The organism is Rathayibacter sp. AY1C9 (assembly GCF_002932315.1).
Classification (GTDB): domain Bacteria; phylum Actinomycetota; class Actinomycetes; order Actinomycetales; family Microbacteriaceae; genus Rathayibacter.
In genome coordinates this window covers 105,724-120,508 of record NZ_PSVZ01000002.1, presented here as the reverse complement: position 1 = coordinate 120,508, position 14,785 = coordinate 105,724, and the positions used below count along the sequence as shown (strand labels likewise).

Below are 14,785 nucleotides of genomic sequence, written 5' to 3'. Positions count from 1 at the left end.
GCTACTCCCCCTCGGCGAGCGTGTCGCCCACGAGGGTCGAGAGGATCGACGCCTCCTGGAGCTGGCCGAGGATGCGCGACGCGACGCGCCCCTCCCTGTCGAGGACGAGCGTCGTGGGCACGGCGTTCGGCGGGACGGTGCCGGTGAAGGCGAGCTGCACCGACGAGTCGGTGTCGACGATGGAGGGGTAGCCGAGCCCGAAGGTCTCGGCGAAGGCGGCCGCGGTGGGGGCCTGATCGCGCACGTTGACGCCGACGAACGACACGCCCTTGTCGGCGAACTCCGTGTTCACCGTCTCGAGGTCAGCGGCCTCGGCGCGGCACGGGGCGCAGCTGGCGTACCAGAAGTTGACGACGACGACCTGCCCGGCGAGGTCGGCGGAGTCGATGGTGGCGCCGGTCTCGTCGGTGCCGGAGAAGACGATGGGGTCGTCCCGGTCGGCGGCGGCGATCTCGGTGACGGTGCCGTCCCCCGAGATGTAGCCCTTGTTGCTGCCGTTGCGGTACTGGTCGGCGAGCGGATCCTCGGAGCAGCCCGTCAGCGCGAGCGCGGCGGCCAGCGCGAGGACGCCCGCTGCGCGGAGCCGCCCCGTCCGGCGCATCAGACCGCTCCCACGTCGGTGGCCAGGCCCTGCAGGCCGGCGGCCGGGTCGGAGTAGCCGACCTCGACGAAGCCGTCCCCGCGCCGCTCGAGGGTCGTGATGCTCGAGAGCGCGCAGCGGCGCTTGCGCGGATCGTGGAAGAGGCGCTCGCCGGCGAGGGCGCGGTGGACCGTCCAGATGGGGAGCTGGTGGCTGACGATCGCGGCGTCGCCCTCCTCCGTGCTCTCCCACGCCGACTCGATCGCCGCGTACATCCGCGCCGAGATGGAGAGGTACGGCTCGCCCCAGCTGGGCTCGAAGGGGTTGCGGAGCCAGGGCCAGTGCTTGGGGTTCCGCAGGGCGGAGCTGCGCGCGGCGAGGGACTTCCCCTCGAAGCGGTTGCTCGGCTCGATCACCCTCTCATCGGTGCGGATCTCGAGCTCGAACGCCTGCGAGATGGGCTGCGCGGACTCCTGCGTGCGCTGGAGCGGCGACGCGATCAGCGCCGTGACGTGGCGCCGGCGCTCGAGCAGGTCGTCGGCGGCGGAGCGGGCCATGCGGTGGCCCAGATCCGAGAGCCGGAAGTTCGGGAGTCGTCCGTAGAGGACCCGGTCGGGGTTGAACACCTCGCCGTGCCGCACGAGATGGATCTGATCGGCAACCACGAGCGTCAAGTGTACGGAACGCGGCGTGGGGGAACGCCGGGAAAGGGTCGCCTGAGCCGGACCTGAGCGGAGCCTCAGCGGCGCGCCGAGACCGCCGCCGACAGCCGCCGCACGAGCGGTCCGGGCAGGTGCCGTACCACGGCCATCGGGACCCCGAAGCGCACCGACGGCACCGAGACGACGGAGCCGCGCGCGACGTCGCGGAGGAACTCCTCCACCACCGCGTCCGCATCGAGCCAGAGGAAGGAGGGGATGGAGGAGGTGTCCATCGCCGCCCGCTCGTGGAACTCGGTGCGCACCCAGCCCGGGCAGAGCGCGGCCGAGCGGACGCCGGTGCCGCGCAGCTCGACGGCCAGCGACTGCGCGAAGGCGGTCGCCCACGCCTTCACCGCGGAGTAGGGACCGAGGTGCACGAAGCCCGCGACGCTCGAGACCGTGAGGATCGCGCCGCGGCCGCGGGTGGTCATCGCCTCGGCCGCCGCGCCCGAGAGCACGGCGACCGAGCGCACCATCACCTCGAAGGCGCGGTCCTGGGCGGCGACGTCCGGCTCGGCGAAGGTCCCGTCGATCCCGAAGCCGGCGTTGTTGACGAGGACGCGGACCGGACGGGCCGGATCGACGAGCCGCGCGCGCATGCGCTCGACCTGCTCGCGGTCGCCGAGGTCCGCGGGCAGGACCTCGACCGCCGCGGCGCCGAGGCCGCGCAGTCCGGCCGCCGCCTCCTGGAGGCGCTGCTCGCTGCGGGCGACGAGGACGAGGCTCCAGCCGCGGCGCGCGAACGCCCGGGCGAAGGCGAGGCCGATGCCGGAGGACGCGCCGGTGATCAGTGCGGTGCTCATGCGCTCAGGAGGGCGGCGAGGCCGTCCTCGCTCACGACGGGGATCCCGTAGTCGCGGGCCTTCCTCGCCTTGCCGGACAGGGAGTCGGGATCGGCGGCGACGACCAGCTTGACCTTCTTCGTCACTCCGGGGTGAGCGATCAGCCCGCAGTCCTCGAGGACGGTCGTCCACTCCTGGCGGGTCCGGCGCATCTCCCCGGTCAGGACGACGAGGTCGCCCGGCTCGAGCGAGAAGCGGTCGACGACGGGCGCGGGCTGTTCGACGGCGTCCCGCGGCTCCGTGGCGGCGACGAGCCGCTCGTGATCGATGCCGAGCAGTTCGGCGACAGTGGCGAGGTCCATCAGCTCGTCGTCGGCGAGGACGCCGTCCGACCAGGCGACCGCGGTCAGGTCGTCGAAGTAGCGGTCGTGGAGGACGCGCACGACCGCACGACCGATTCCGAGGTCGTCGGCCGCGGTGACCAGTTCGCGCTCCTCGTGCGCTGAGATGACGCGGTCCAGGAGGCAGCGGTCCAGGAGGGCGAGGTACTCGCCGTGCTCTACGGGTCCGGAGTGGTCGGGCATCCGCTGGACGACGCGCTCCAGGAAGGAGGCGGGAGCCACGGCGGTCGCGGGTCGGGGCGTCCACAGTGTGCGCCTCCGCGGAACGGGAGGCCAGCCGTAGGCGAGTGCCTCTCTCAGGTGATCGTCCCAGGGGTCGCGACCACCGGAGACGGCGATGTACTCCGCGAGCAGGCGGCCCGTGGCGGTCGCATCGACGACCGCTCGGTGAGCGTTCTCCAGCGGGATGTCGAAAGCGGCGCAGCAGTCGGCGAGCGAGCGCCCCGCACCCGGCAGGAACTCGCGTGCGAGCTGCATCGTGCACAGCAGCATCTCGCTCGAGAGTGTCGTCTCGACGCCGAGTCGGGCCAGTTCCGCTGTCAGGAACCGCCGCTCGAAGCTCGCGTTGTGGGCGACGACCACCCGACCGTCGAGATGTGTCAGCAGATCGGAGGCGATCGCGGCGAAGGACGGTGCGTCGAGTATCTCGCGCGCCGAGATGCCGTGGATCCTCTGCGCACCGAGATCGCGGTCCGGGTTCACGAGCGTCTCGAACGCCGCCTCGAAGCGCCCCTCCGCATCGAGATGGACGACAGCGACCTCGATGACGCGGTCGCCCCGCTCGGGACGGACCCCCGTCGTCTCGAAGTCGATGACCGCGAATCCCGGTCCCGCCATGGCACATCCCCCTCGGATCCTCTCGAGCCGCGCGCTCGCTCCGCGATGCTAGCCCGACGCCGGAGCACGCAGGGGGACCGACTGCACCCCCTTTCGTGCTGCGCCGGAGGCCTCGGGCCGGCGCGTGCTCCTGCTCCGCGCCCGCCCGGCGGCCCCCGAGTAGACTCCCCTACCGTGACCGACGAGACCCGCCTCCCCCGAACCACTGTCAAGAAGCTCGCCGCGCTCGAGGACGGACCCGTCCGCGTGTCCGGCTGGGTCGAGACCGTGCGCGACCAGAAGAAGGTGCAGTTCGTCGTCCTGCGCGACGAGTCCGGTGCCGTGCAGCTGGTGAACCCGGCCGTGCGCGAGGCCGTCGAGGGCGACGACGCGTCGGCTGCGCGCCTCGCGATCACCGAGGAGATCTCCGGCCTCGCCCAGGGCTCCTTCATCACCGTCACCGGCGCGCTCAAGCACGACGAGCGCGTGAAGCTCGGCGGCATCGAGGTCAAGCTCGAGACGCTCGAGGTCGTCGCCGCGTCGATCCCGGAGGCGCCGATCGCGCCCGACTCCGGCATCGACAAGCGCATGGACTGGCGCTTCCTCGACCTGCGCCGTCCCGAGCAGAACCTCATCGCCCGTGTGCAGACCACGTTCGAGCACGCGCTGCGCACGTACTGGATCGAGCACGACTTCATCGAGATCCACACCCCGAAGCTCATGGCGAGCGCCTCGGAGTCGCGGGCCGAGCTCTTCGAGGTCGAGTACTTCGAGACGAAGGCCTACCTGGCGCAGAGCCCCCAGTTCTTCAAGCAGATGGCGCAGCCCGCCGGCTTCGGCAAGGTCTTCGAGGTCGGCCCCGCCTTCCGCGCCGACCCGAGCTTCACCTCGCGTCACGCGACCGAGTTCACGAGCGTCGACGCCGAGGTCTCCTGGATCGACTCGCACGAGGACGTCATGGAGCTGCACGAGCAGCTGATGGTCGCCGGCCTCACCGCCGTCGTCGAGAAGCACGGCGCCGAGGTCAAGGCGCTCTTCGACATCGACCTGACCGTCCCGACCACGCCGTTCCCGCGCATCCCGCTCGCCGAGGCCAAGCGCATCGTCGCCGAGCGCGGCTACGAGGTGCCCCGGGCCGACGACGACATGGACCCCGAGGGCGAGCGCCGCATCGCGGCCTACGTGCAGGAGGAGTTCGGGCACGACTTCGTGTTCCTCACCGACTACGCGTCGAGCATCCGGCCGTTCTACCACATGCGCCGCGAGGGCGACGGGACGATCACCAACAGCTACGACCTCATCTACAACGGCGTCGAGATCTCGACCGGAGCGCAGCGCGAGCACCGCGTCGACGTCCTCGTCGAGCAGGCCCGCGAGAAGGGCCTCGACCCGGAGGAGCTCGAGTTCTACCTCGACTTCTTCCGCTACGGCGTCCCGCCGCACGGCGGCTTCGGCATGGGCCTCTCGCGCGTGATCATGCTGATGCTGAACCAGGCGAACCTCCGCGAGGTCACCTACCTGTTCCGCGGCCCGACCCGCCTGCTGCCCTAGGCGCGCACCACGGTCCCGGGAACCCCGGACCATCGAGACCGCCGCGGACGGCGGGTCCCCTCGACGGGCCGGGGTTCCCTCGCGCCAGCGGCTAGGGAGCCGGCAGCACCACGAGGTCGAGGTAGTCGGCCAGGCACGCCACCATGTCCACCGCGTCGCGCTCGAGCAGCCACTGCAGCTGCACGCCGTCCCAGAGCGCGATGATCGACGCCGCCACCCGCTCCGGATCGGACCCCTCGCGCAGGCGCCCGGCTGCCTGGAGCTCGCGCAGCTCGGCCGCGTACTCGCTGCGGAGGCGGCGGAACCGCGCGGCGAAGAAGTCGCGCCCCGGGTGCTCCTGCGTCGTCGACTCGCCGCAGAGCACGGCGTACAGCTCGATCACTCCGGGCGCCGTCTCGTTGTAGCGGGTCTGCCGCAGGATGCCGGCGACCAGCCCCTCCTCCGGGTCCGGCGGCGAGGAACCGTCGCCCGTGATCAGGTCGCGGTGCTCGAGGACCGCGAAGAGCAGGTCGGTCTTCGACGGGAAGTAGTGCAGGAGGCTCGTCTGGCTGAGCCCGACGCGGTCGGCGACCTCCTGGAGGGAGCCGCGGGCGTAGCCCCGCGCGGCGAAGACCTGGTGGGCGGCCTCGATGATGGCGCGGCGGCGCTCGGCCGACTTCGCGTACGGGCCGCGTCGCCTCGTCGCCTCCGCCATCGACCCCTCCTCCGCACTGGAGGCGCCTCGCCGTGCCCCTCGAACGGCCAGCGTAGCGGCGGCGGAGGAGCAGTGCCGCCAATTTCGAGTACCTACTCGAATTCGTGGTAGCGTCCCGATCATCGCCGGGTGAGACTCCCCGGCTCTCCACCACGACGAAGTGAGGGAAGATGCATCCGTTCACCCGGAGACAGCTCATCGCCGCCGGTCTCGGCACCGCGGCACTCGGGAGCCTGACGGCCTGCGCGACACCGGGCACCGTCTCGGTCAACACGGCGCCGACGATCGCCCCGGCCACCGGCCCGGTCCGCCTGCAGTACTGGGGCTGGCTGAAGGACCTGCAGAAGGTCTGCGACGTCTGGAACGCCTCGCACCCCGAGATCCAGGTCGAGGCCGTCTGGATCCCCGGCGGCAACGCGGGCGGGTACCAGAAGCTCTACTCGGCCCTCGCCGCGGGCGGCGGGCCCGACCTCGGCCAGGTCGAGATCCGCTCCGTCCCCGAGTTCATGCTCGTCAACGGCCTCGTCGACCTCACCCGGTACGGCGTCGAGCAGTACCGCGACCTGTACGACCCCACGCTCTGGGGCCAGGTCAGCTACACCGGCGGCGTCTACGGCATCCCGCAGGACAGCGGCCCGATGGCGCTCTTCTACCAGCCCGAGGTGTTCGGGAAGGTGGGTGCGGAGCCGCCGACGACCTGGGACGACTGGGCAGCGGTGGCGACGGAGCTGCGCGGAGCCGGCTCCTACATCGACTGCTTCCCCCTCGCCGACGCCTCGGTCTTCGCCGCGTTCGCGACGCAGGCCGGTGCGCAGTGGCTGCGCCCGGAGGAGGACGGCTGGGTCATCGACATGACCGACGACGCCACGACGCGCGTCGCCTCCTTCTTCGACACGGCCATCGACCAGGACCTGGTGCAGACCGGCTACGGCGCCTACTCCCCCGCGTGGTTCGCGGCCGCGGCGAAGGGCGGCATAGCCTCCTGCGCCACCGGCAGCTGGGGCGACGCCCTGATCGAGGGGGTCAGCGGAGGCGCGGGCAAGTGGCGCGCTGCTCCCATGCCCGTCTGGGGCGACACCGGCTTCGGCTCGAGCTTCCTCGGCGGATCGACTGCGGCGGTGTTCTCGAGCAGCAAGCACCCGGAGGAGGCGATCGAGTTCGCCGTCTGGATGACCACCACGCAGGAGGGCATCGACGCGATGATCGCCAACAGCGGCATCGGCTGGTCTCCCGCGGTCGGCGAGATCGGCACGGCCCGCAAGGGTCCGAGCGACTTCTTCAGCGGGCAGAACTACAACGAGGACGTCCTCGTGCCCGCATCGAAGGAGCAGAACCCGGACTGGTCCTGGTGGCCCGTCACGCAGCAGTCCTTCAACATCCTCAGCGACGGCTTCCGGAAGAAGGCGTCCGGGCTCTCGCTCGTGGACGCGGTCGCCGAGGCGGAGCAGCAGATCATCACGGTCTTCGAGAACAAGGGCCTGAGCATCAGGAGGGCCTCCGCATGACCACCACGACTTCCCCCGCCGCCGCCGCGGTCGCGGCCACCACGCGGACGCCGGGCGCGCCCCGGCGCAGCCGCGCGGTCGCCCGCGCCCCGTGGATCCTCCTCGGCCCCTTCCTGGCCCTGTTCGTCCTCACGTTCATCGTCCCGATCGTCGTCGCCGTCGGCTCCAGCTTCACGAAGGTGACGCGCTCCGGCCTCTTCGGCGAGGCCGGGGTCACCAGCGGGTTCGCGGGCTTCGACAACTACGCGCAGGCCCTCGCCGACGGCAACTTCATCGCCTCCATCGGGCGGATGTTCCTCTTCGGCATCGTCCAGGTGCCGGTGATGATCGCGCTCTGCACCGTCCTCGCGCTGATGCTCGAGTCGGCGTCGGCGAAGTTCCCCGGCTTCTTCCGGGCGGCCTACTTCCTCCCTTACGGAGTGCCCGGAGTCATCGCGACGATCCTGTGGTCGTTCCTCTACGTGCCCGGCCTCAGCCCGCTCATCGACGCGGCGAACGTGGTCGGGCTCCAGCCCGACTTCCTCGGTGCGGACACGGTGCTCTGGTCGATCGCGAACATCTCGCTCTGGAGCTACACCGGCTACAACATGCTGATCATCGTCGCCCAGCTCAAGGCGATCCCGGTCGAGCTCTACGAGGCGGCGAAGGTCGACGGCGCCTCCACCTGGCGCGTCGCCCGCAGCATCCAGCTGCCGCTCATCCGCCCCGCGCTGGTGCTGACGACGATCTTCTCGATCATCGGAACGCTCCAGCTGTTCGCCGAGGCGCAGGTGCTGAAGACGGTCGCTCCGGCGATCGACAGCCAGTACACGCCGAACCTCAGCGCGTACACCACGGCCTTCGCCTACAACGACTACAACGTCGCCGCCGCCCAGGCCGTCCTGATCGCGCTGGTCGCGTTCCTGCTCTCCTTCACGTTCCTCTCGATCTCGAACAGGAGGTCGTCATGAGCCGCACCGAGACCCCGCCGACCACGACCACCGGAGTCGTCACCGCCGACCGCCCCGTGAAGGCCGGACGCGGGCCCGACCGCTCGGCCGGCCGCAACCGCGCCTCGACCATCATCGTCACCGCGATCCTCGTCGTCGTGGCGGTCTACTTCCTCATCCCCGTCTACTGGGTCGTCGTCGCGGCGACCAAGACGACCGAGGACCTCTTCGCCACCTACGGCTTCTGGTTCGCCCCGACGTTCGCGCTCTGGGACAACCTGACGCAGGTGCTGACCTACGGCGACGGCATCTTCGTCCGCTGGTTCCTCAACTCCGTCCTCTACGCCGGAGTGGGCGCCCTGCTCGCGACCTACCTCGCCGCGGCGGGCGGCTACGCGCTGGCCAAGTACGAGTTCCGCGGCAGCAGGCTCGTGTTCGGGACGATCCTCGCGGGCGTCCTGGTGCCGGGCACCGCGACCGCTCTGCCGCTGTTCCTGCTCTTCAGCCAGATGGGCATCGCGAACACCTACTGGAGCGTGCTGATCCCCTCGCTCGTCTCGCCGTTCGGGCTGTTCCTCTGCCGGATCTACGCTCAGGCGACCGTGGACACCGCGATCATCGAGGCGGCGCGCATCGACGGCGCCGGGGAGCTGCGGATCTTCCACACGCTCGGGCTGCGCATCCTGACTCCCGCGCTGGTCACCGTGTTCCTCTTCCAGCTGGTCGGGATCTGGAACAACTACTTCCTGCCCCTGGTGATGCTCTCGGACACGAACCTGTTCCCGATCACACTGGGACTGAACAACTGGCTCGGACAGGTCGACCGCCTGCCCGAGTTCTACGAGCTGACGACCGGCGGCGTCCTGCTGTCGATCATCCCGCTCGCCATCGCCATGATCGTGCTGCAGCGCTTCTGGCGCGGCGGCCTGACGGAAGGCTCCGTGAAGTGACGACTCCCCCGACGACCTCCCACTACCTGACGGACACCGGGCCGGGCTCCGGCCGCCGCCGGGCCCCCCGCTCGTGGCTGCACACCGACGCCCCGGCGCTCCCGCTGGACGGGGAGTGGCGCTTCCGCCTGCTCCCCGCCGCTCCGGGGACCCCGGGCGGCGCCGGCGTGCTGCCGGAGGGCGAGGGCGTGGACGCCGTCGGGGACGAGTCGTTCGACGACTCCGGCTGGGATCTGATGCCGGTGCCCTCGCACTGGGTGCTGCAGGGCGACGGGCGCTACGGACTGCCGGCCTACACGAACGTGCAGTTCCCGTTCCCGACCGAGCCGCCGTTCGTGCCGGACGCGAACCCGACGGGCGACTACCGCCGCACTGTCGTGGTTCCGGAGGAGTGGGACTCCGCCGAGGCGGTCGTCCTGCGCTTCGACGGGGTCGAGTCCCGCTACCGCGTCTGGGTCAACGGCGTCGAGATCGGGATCGGCTCCGGCAGCCGGCTCGCGCAGGAGTTCGACGTCACCGGCGTCGTCCGCCCGGGCGAGAACCTCGTCGTGGTCCGCGTGCACCAGTGGTCGGCCTCGAGCTACGTGGAGGACCAGGACCAGTGGTGGCTGCCGGGGATCTTCCGCTCGGTGCACCTGCTCGCGCGCCCCGTCGGCGGGATCGAGGACGTGTGGCTGCGCTCCTCCTTCGCCGGCGGCGCGGGCCGCATCGAGGCGGAGGTGACCGCCGCGGCCGACGCGTTCCCGCTGACGCTGCGCGTGCCCGGGCTCGGGATCGAGACGGTCTGGGCCTCGGCGGAGGAGATCGCCGCGATCGAGGTGCCCGAGGTCGAGCCGTGGTCGGCGGAGGCTCCGCGCCTCTACGACGCGACGCTCGCCTCAGCCGGCGAGACGGTCTCGCTGCGGCTCGGCTTCCGCACGGTCGAGATCCGCGGCGACCGCTTCCTGGTCAACGGCGAGCGCGTCGTCTTCCACGGAGTCAACCGCCACGAGACGCACCCCGACCGCGGTCGAGCGTTCGACGAGGACTCCGCCCGCGAGGACCTCGCGATGATGAAGCGCTTCAACGTGAACGCCATCCGCACCAGCCACTACCCGCCGCATCCCCGTCTGCTCGACCTCGCCGACGAGCTCGGCTTCTGGGTGGTCCTCGAGTGCGATCTCGAGACCCACGGCTTCGAGCGGGTCGGCTGGGCGGGCAACCCCAGCGACGACCCCGCCTGGCGCGAGGCCTACCTCGACCGCATCGAGCGGACCGTCGAGCGCGACAAGAACCACCCGAGCATCGTGCTCTGGTCCCTCGGCAACGAGGCGGGCACCGGCGCGAACCTCGCCGCGATGTCCGCCTGGGTGCACGGCCGCGACCCCGAGCGCCCCGTCCACTACGAGGGCGACTACACCGGCGCGTACACCGACGTGTACTCGCGGATGTACTCCTCGATCCCCGAGACCGAGCGGATCGGCACCGACGGCTCGCTCACTCCGCTGCTCGGCTGCTCCCCCGGCGAGTCCGCTCGGCAGCGCTCCAAGCCCTTCCTGCTCTGCGAGTACGTGCACGCGATGGGCAACGGCCCGGGAGCGATCGACCAGTACGAGGACCTCGTCGACCGCTTCCCGCGGCTGCACGGCGGCTTCGTCTGGGAGTGGCGCGACCACGGCCTGCGGGCGCGCACGCCGGAGGGCGTCGAGTACTACGCGTACGGCGGCGACTTCGGCGAGGTGGTGCACGACGGCAACTTCGTGATGGACGGCATGGTGCTCTCCGACGGCACGCCCAGCCCGGGCCTGTTCGAGTGGAAGCAGATCGTCGCTCCGGTGCGCCTCACGGTCCGCGGCGACGGCGTCGTCATCGAGAACCGCCAACACGACGCCTCCACCGCCGATCTGCGCTTCGCGTGGCGGGTCGAGCGGGACGGGCGGGTCACCGCGGAGGGAGTGCTCGACGCCCCGGTCATCGCGGCCGGCGACGCCGTGCACGTCGAGCTCCCCCCGCTCGAGGTGCGTCCCGGCGGCGAGACCTGGCTCACCGTCGACGCGGTCCTCGACGCCTCGACCGCCTGGGCGGAGGAGGGCCACGTGCTCTCCACCGGTCAGCACCTCCTCGCCGTGCCGTCGGCGGTGCCCGCGTGGACCCGCGCCGTCCGCGCCGCTCCGCCCCTCGAGGGCGGCGCGCTCGGAGTCGCGCGGTTCCGCGACGGCCGGCTCGCCTCCCTCGCCGGCCTGCCCGTCGACGGACCGCGCGCCGAGCTCTGGCGCGCCCCGACCGACAACGACGAGGGCGCGGGCTTCCCCGGCTACGTCACCGGCGACCCGTACGACGGCGACGGCCGCGGGATGCCGGCCCCCTCCTCCGCCGCCCGCTGGCGCGAGGCCGGACTCGACCGCCTGGTCGGCCGCGTGCAGGAGGTGGACGCCTCCGCCGGGCTCCGCCGCGTGACCCGCTTCTCGGCCGCGGACCTCGATGCGGGACTCCTGATGGAGGAGCGCTGGAGCGTCGACGGGGAGAGCACGGTCCTCCGCGTCGACCTCGTGCCGACCCGGGGCTGGGACTCCGTCTGGCCGCGGCTGGGCATCCGGATCGACATGCCCGCGTCGATCGACGGCGCGGAGTGGTTCGGCACCGGCCCGCTCGAGTCCTACCCCGACAGCCTCCGGGCCGCGCGGGTGGGGCGCTTCACGGCGGACATGGACCGGCTGACGACTCCGTACGCCCGCCCGCAGGAGAGCGGTCACCGCAGCAGCGTGCGCGAGCTGACGCTGACGGAGGCGGGCTCGCCCCGGCTCCGCATCGAAGCCGCGCGCGACCTGCACGGGCGCCTCCCCGGCTTCACCCTGGCGCGGCACACGCCGCAGGAGATCACGGCAGCCGCGCACCCGCACGAGCTGCCGGAGTCGGAGCGCGCGGTCCTCGTGATCGACGCCGCCCAGCACGGCCTGGGCTCCCGCGCGTGCGGTCCGGACGTGTGGCCCGACTTCCAGCTGCGGCCGGAGGCGCGGACGATCCTCCTCCGCTTCACCGCGGCCGGCTGAGCGCCGGGAGAGGACGAGGGAAGGCCCGCGGGATCGCGTCCCGCGGGCCTTCCCTCGTCCTCCGGACGCGTCAGTCGCTCTGCGTGCGCGGCAGCGGTCCGCCGATGAAGAGGTCCGTGTTCATGCGCCGGCGGCGCATCACGACCAGGACGGCCGCGCAGGCGACGAGCGACGCGGCGACCGCGCCGCCGCCGATCATCAGCGCGGTGGTCGGCGTGATGCCGGCCGGTCCCGCCGAGGCGGCCGTGCTGAGGAAGGCGGTGCGCGCGGCGCTGATCGCGGTGCCGCAGACCTGCTGCGCCTCCCACGGTGCGGCCGTGGTGTCGCTGTCACGGTAGGAGACGGTCACAGCTGCCGTGCGGTGCGACTCGCGGCCGAAGGCGACGACGCAGTAGACGGAGGGGTCGGGGTCGGCGATGACCGCGTCGCCCAGCGCCAGCTCGGCCCAGCCGATGGAGTCGGACTGCACGGCGACGTCGCCGGCGGCCAGGTCGGCGCGGGACCCGGAGGTCTCGAAGGCGCCCACGGCGACCTCCTCGTCGGCGTCGAAGCCCCAGACGGCGCCGCGGGGCGCCTCGGTGCTGCCGTCGCCGAGCTCGCGCGGCTCGAGCAGGAGGCCGTTGCCGGTGGAGGGCGCGAGCCGGAAGACGACCTTGGCGGCGGAGCCCTGGTCGCCCGTGAGGTCGACCGTGAAGGCGCCCGACTTGGTGATCAGCGCGGTCGGCACGGTCGCGGTGCCGCTGCCCGCCTCGAGGGTCAGCGGGGTCTTGGTGCCGTTCGGGTCGCGGAGGACCGCGGAGACGGCCTCGCCGCTGGCGAAGCCGGTGTACGAGAAGCCGACGCCGTAGAAGCGGGCGAGCTCGACGGTGAGCGCCTCCGGCTGCACGGCGAGCTCGCGGGTGAGGAAGACGTCCGCGGTCGCGGCACCGGCCGCCGGCTTCGCGCCCTCGGTCGAGGTGCCGAGCTCGGTGCGTCCGGGGGCCGACGCCGCCGGAGTGACGGCGCCCGCACCGGAGGAGCCGGCGCTGCCGGACGTGGTGGTGCCGGTTGTGGTGCCGCCGCCGGAGGTGCCGCCGGACGTCGCTCCGCCGGTGGTGCCGCCGCCGGAGCCGGAGCCGCCGGAGGACGATCCGCCGCCGGTGGAGGGCTGACCGCCGCCGGAGCCGCCCTGCTGGCCGCCGCCGGTCGAGCCGCCGCCGGTCGAGCCGCCGCCGGTGGATCCGCCGCCGGTGGAGGGCTGGCTCGGCTGCTGGGGCGCGGGGTCGACCGGTGCCGGATCGACCGGCGCGGGGTCCACGGGCGCGGGGTCGACGGGCGCGGGGTCGACGGGCGCGGGCTGCTCGGGTTCTGCCGGCTCCTCGGGCACTCCGGGAACGGACGGCTCCTCGGGGACGCCGGGAACGGGGTCGGAGCCGCCGTCGCCCGGCTGCTCGGGATCCTCCGGCACGCCGGGGATGGTCGTCGCGGCCGGCTGCTCGACCGTGGTCGAGACCGTCGAGGCGGAGGGTGCCGCGACGGCCGCTCCGGGGAGGGCCAGGCCGAGCACGAGCGCCGCGAGAGCGGCGGCGGGCAGGGCGAGTCGGCGGGATGACGGCATGGCGGTTCCTTCCTCCACGGGCGACGATCTGCGTCCGCGCACGGAGGAGCGCACTCCCCCCTCACGAGGGTAAGGGCGAGAGGCGAGCTTTCGCGAGCCGTCCCGTCCCCCGTCAGAGGGACGTCGCGGTCGTGCTTCCGTCCGGACGGCCCGGTCGAAGCTCACCCGCGATCGAGGAGGGCCCGCCGGAGCCGCGCGGGATCGACCCGCCAGAAGGTGTGCACGCGCCCGTCGATCAGCACCACCGGGATCTCCTCGACGAAGCGCTCGTGCAGCTCGGGATCGTCGAGGATCGACACCTCCGAGACGGCGACCGACGCCTCGCCGCCCAGATCGGCGACCACCTGCTCGACCACGGTCCGCGCGTCGTCGCAGAGATGACAGCCCGGCTTGCCCACGAGCGTCAGCTCCACGTCCACCATGCGGCCAGTGTACGGCGGCCCCGGCGACGGGCGCCGAGACGGCGAGCGCCGCCGGGATGATCCGTGAACGCAGACGAGCGCCCGACCCCGGAAGGGCGGACGCTCGAGTGGGAAGAGGCGCGAGCCTACTTCTTGTTGCGACGCTGGTGGCGAGTCTTGCGAAGCAGCTTGCGGTGCTTCTTCTTCGCCATACGCTTGCGACGCTTCTTGATGACAGAACCCACGAAGACCTCACAACGTTCAGGGGGTCGACCGCCCGACGGGCGGCCGCTTACGAAAAACTGGCTCCCGCGAGCTTACACGACCCGGGGCTCCACCGTTTCCGGCTCCTCGGCGCCCCTCACTTGCGGATGCGCAGCGCCTCCGCCACCTTCGTCGCTCCCTCGCTGACGCCCCGCTGGATGTCCTGCACCACGGTGCTGACCTGGTGGGTGCGCTCGGCGAGCGCCCGACCCAGCGACTCCGCCCGGGCCGCGGTCGGAGCGTCGAGCAGGGCGCCGGCCGCCTCGTCCTCGGCGAGGAAGGGCAGCAGCCAGTCCTCGACCTCCGCCAGCGGCGCGTACTCGAGCGCGTAGAAGCGGTGCTGTCCGCTCTCGCGCACCGTGACGAGGCCGGTCTCGCGCAGCACCTTGAGGTGCTTCGAGACGGTCGGCTGGCTCAGCTCGAGGCGCGCCACGATCCGCGACACGCTCATGCCCTCGGCCGAGCCGTCCCGCCGCTGCTCGAGCAGCAGGGCGAGGATGTCCCGGCGGGTCCCGTCCGCGATCACCCCGAAGATGTCAGCCATGCGCCCAGGCTAGTCAGCGCCCCGGGGGCCCGGCACCGAGC

Annotated in this window: 14 protein-coding genes; 5 read left to right on the top strand and 9 right to left on the bottom strand. The window is 72.3% G+C overall.

All coding sequences use genetic code 11. From position 1 onward, the window contains the following. Position 1: 1 nt before the first annotated feature. From C5D09_RS03005 to C5D09_RS02990, 4 genes are all read right to left on the bottom strand, one after another. Entirely contained in the window at positions 2-601 is a 600-nt protein-coding gene (locus tag C5D09_RS03005; protein ID WP_104249773.1) for a TlpA disulfide reductase family protein, read from the bottom strand. Then, complete coding sequence (locus C5D09_RS03000) at positions 601-1,245, bottom strand: histidine phosphatase family protein (protein WP_104224864.1); 645 nt, start codon at positions 1,243-1,245, stop codon at positions 601-603. Before C5D09_RS03000 ends, C5D09_RS03005 begins: the two co-directional genes overlap by 1 nt. Before the next feature lie 74 nt (positions 1,246-1,319). Continuing rightward, on the bottom strand, positions 1,320-2,084 hold the full coding sequence (locus C5D09_RS02995) for an SDR family oxidoreductase (protein ID WP_104268576.1): 765 nt from the start codon (positions 2,082-2,084) through the stop codon (positions 1,320-1,322). Beyond that, a complete protein-coding gene (locus C5D09_RS02990; RefSeq protein ID WP_104268575.1) occupies positions 2,081-3,301 on the bottom strand; it encodes an exonuclease domain-containing protein in 1,221 nt (406 codons plus the stop codon). Before C5D09_RS02990 ends, C5D09_RS02995 begins: the two co-directional genes overlap by 4 nt. A 174-nt stretch (positions 3,302-3,475) precedes the next feature. Between C5D09_RS02990 and aspS the strand changes: the two genes are divergently transcribed. Continuing rightward, complete coding sequence (gene aspS, locus C5D09_RS02985) at positions 3,476-4,831, top strand: aspartate--tRNA(Asn) ligase (RefSeq protein WP_244229585.1); 1,356 nt, start codon at positions 3,476-3,478, stop codon at positions 4,829-4,831. Between the two features lie 91 nt (positions 4,832-4,922). Here aspS and C5D09_RS02980 read toward each other — a convergent pair whose 3' ends face one another. Then, positions 4,923-5,525 (bottom strand): TetR/AcrR family transcriptional regulator, encoded by a 603-nt coding sequence (locus C5D09_RS02980; protein WP_258059745.1) that lies wholly within the window; start codon positions 5,523-5,525, stop codon positions 4,923-4,925. A 170-nt stretch (positions 5,526-5,695) separates the two neighbouring features. Between C5D09_RS02980 and C5D09_RS02975 the strand changes: the two genes are divergently transcribed. Genes C5D09_RS02975 through C5D09_RS02960 form a run of 4 tightly spaced genes read left to right on the top strand, consistent with a single transcriptional unit; the run spans position 5,696 to position 11,938 of the window. Then, positions 5,696-7,030, top strand: coding sequence for an ABC transporter substrate-binding protein (locus C5D09_RS02975; RefSeq protein WP_104224859.1), 1,335 nt, complete (start codon positions 5,696-5,698; stop codon positions 7,028-7,030). Beyond that, positions 7,027-7,980 (top strand): carbohydrate ABC transporter permease, encoded by a 954-nt coding sequence (locus C5D09_RS02970; RefSeq protein WP_104225918.1) that lies wholly within the window; start codon positions 7,027-7,029, stop codon positions 7,978-7,980. Before C5D09_RS02975 ends, C5D09_RS02970 begins: the two co-directional genes overlap by 4 nt. Beyond that, positions 7,977-8,909 (top strand): carbohydrate ABC transporter permease, encoded by a 933-nt coding sequence (locus C5D09_RS02965; protein WP_104225919.1) that lies wholly within the window; start codon positions 7,977-7,979, stop codon positions 8,907-8,909. The genes C5D09_RS02970 and C5D09_RS02965 overlap by 4 nt, the downstream gene beginning before the upstream one ends. Next, a complete protein-coding gene (locus tag C5D09_RS02960) occupies positions 8,906-11,938 on the top strand; it encodes a glycoside hydrolase family 2 TIM barrel-domain containing protein (protein WP_219813042.1) in 3,033 nt (1,010 codons plus the stop codon). Before C5D09_RS02965 ends, C5D09_RS02960 begins: the two co-directional genes overlap by 4 nt. A 70-nt stretch (positions 11,939-12,008) precedes the next feature. Here C5D09_RS02960 and C5D09_RS17370 read toward each other — a convergent pair whose 3' ends face one another. The 4 genes from C5D09_RS17370 to C5D09_RS02935 form a co-directional block, all read right to left on the bottom strand. After that, positions 12,009-13,535 (bottom strand): hypothetical protein, encoded by a 1,527-nt coding sequence (locus C5D09_RS17370; protein ID WP_181135002.1) that lies wholly within the window; start codon positions 13,533-13,535, stop codon positions 12,009-12,011. Positions 13,536-13,696: 161 nt separating this feature from the next. After that, entirely contained in the window at positions 13,697-13,957 is a 261-nt protein-coding gene (locus tag C5D09_RS02945; protein WP_104224855.1) for a glutaredoxin family protein, read from the bottom strand. Between the two features lie 125 nt (positions 13,958-14,082). Continuing rightward, positions 14,083-14,181 (bottom strand): 30S ribosomal protein bS22, encoded by a 99-nt coding sequence (locus C5D09_RS02940; RefSeq protein WP_003792170.1) that lies wholly within the window; start codon positions 14,179-14,181, stop codon positions 14,083-14,085. 116 nt (positions 14,182-14,297) lie between these two features. After that, a complete protein-coding gene (locus C5D09_RS02935) occupies positions 14,298-14,744 on the bottom strand; it encodes a helix-turn-helix transcriptional regulator (RefSeq protein ID WP_104224854.1) in 447 nt (148 codons plus the stop codon). Positions 14,745-14,785: the final 41 nt, after the last annotated feature.

Bases quoted from the DNA above. Each gene is read 5' to 3' on its own strand.
- C5D09_RS02935 (WP_104224854.1), bottom strand. From the start codon at position 14,744: ATGGCTGACATCTTCGGGGTGATCGCGGACGGGACCCGCCGGGACATC.
- C5D09_RS02970 (WP_104225918.1), top strand. From the start codon at position 7,027: ATGACCACCACGACTTCCCCCGCCGCCGCCGCGGTCGCGGCCACCACG.
- C5D09_RS03005 (WP_104249773.1), bottom strand. From the start codon at position 601: ATGCGCCGGACGGGGCGGCTCCGCGCAGCGGGCGTCCTCGCGCTGGCC.
- C5D09_RS02945 (WP_104224855.1), bottom strand. From the start codon at position 13,957: ATGGTGGACGTGGAGCTGACGCTCGTGGGCAAGCCGGGCTGTCATCTC.
- C5D09_RS02975 (WP_104224859.1), top strand. From the start codon at position 5,696: ATGCATCCGTTCACCCGGAGACAGCTCATCGCCGCCGGTCTCGGCACC.
- C5D09_RS02965 (WP_104225919.1), top strand. From the start codon at position 7,977: ATGAGCCGCACCGAGACCCCGCCGACCACGACCACCGGAGTCGTCACC.
- C5D09_RS02995 (WP_104268576.1), bottom strand. From the start codon at position 2,084: ATGAGCACCGCACTGATCACCGGCGCGTCCTCCGGCATCGGCCTCGCC.
- C5D09_RS02980 (WP_258059745.1), bottom strand. From the start codon at position 5,525: ATGGCGGAGGCGACGAGGCGACGCGGCCCGTACGCGAAGTCGGCCGAG.
- C5D09_RS17370 (WP_181135002.1), bottom strand. From the start codon at position 13,535: ATGCCGTCATCCCGCCGACTCGCCCTGCCCGCCGCCGCTCTCGCGGCG.
- C5D09_RS02990 (WP_104268575.1), bottom strand. From the start codon at position 3,301: ATGGCGGGACCGGGATTCGCGGTCATCGACTTCGAGACGACGGGGGTC.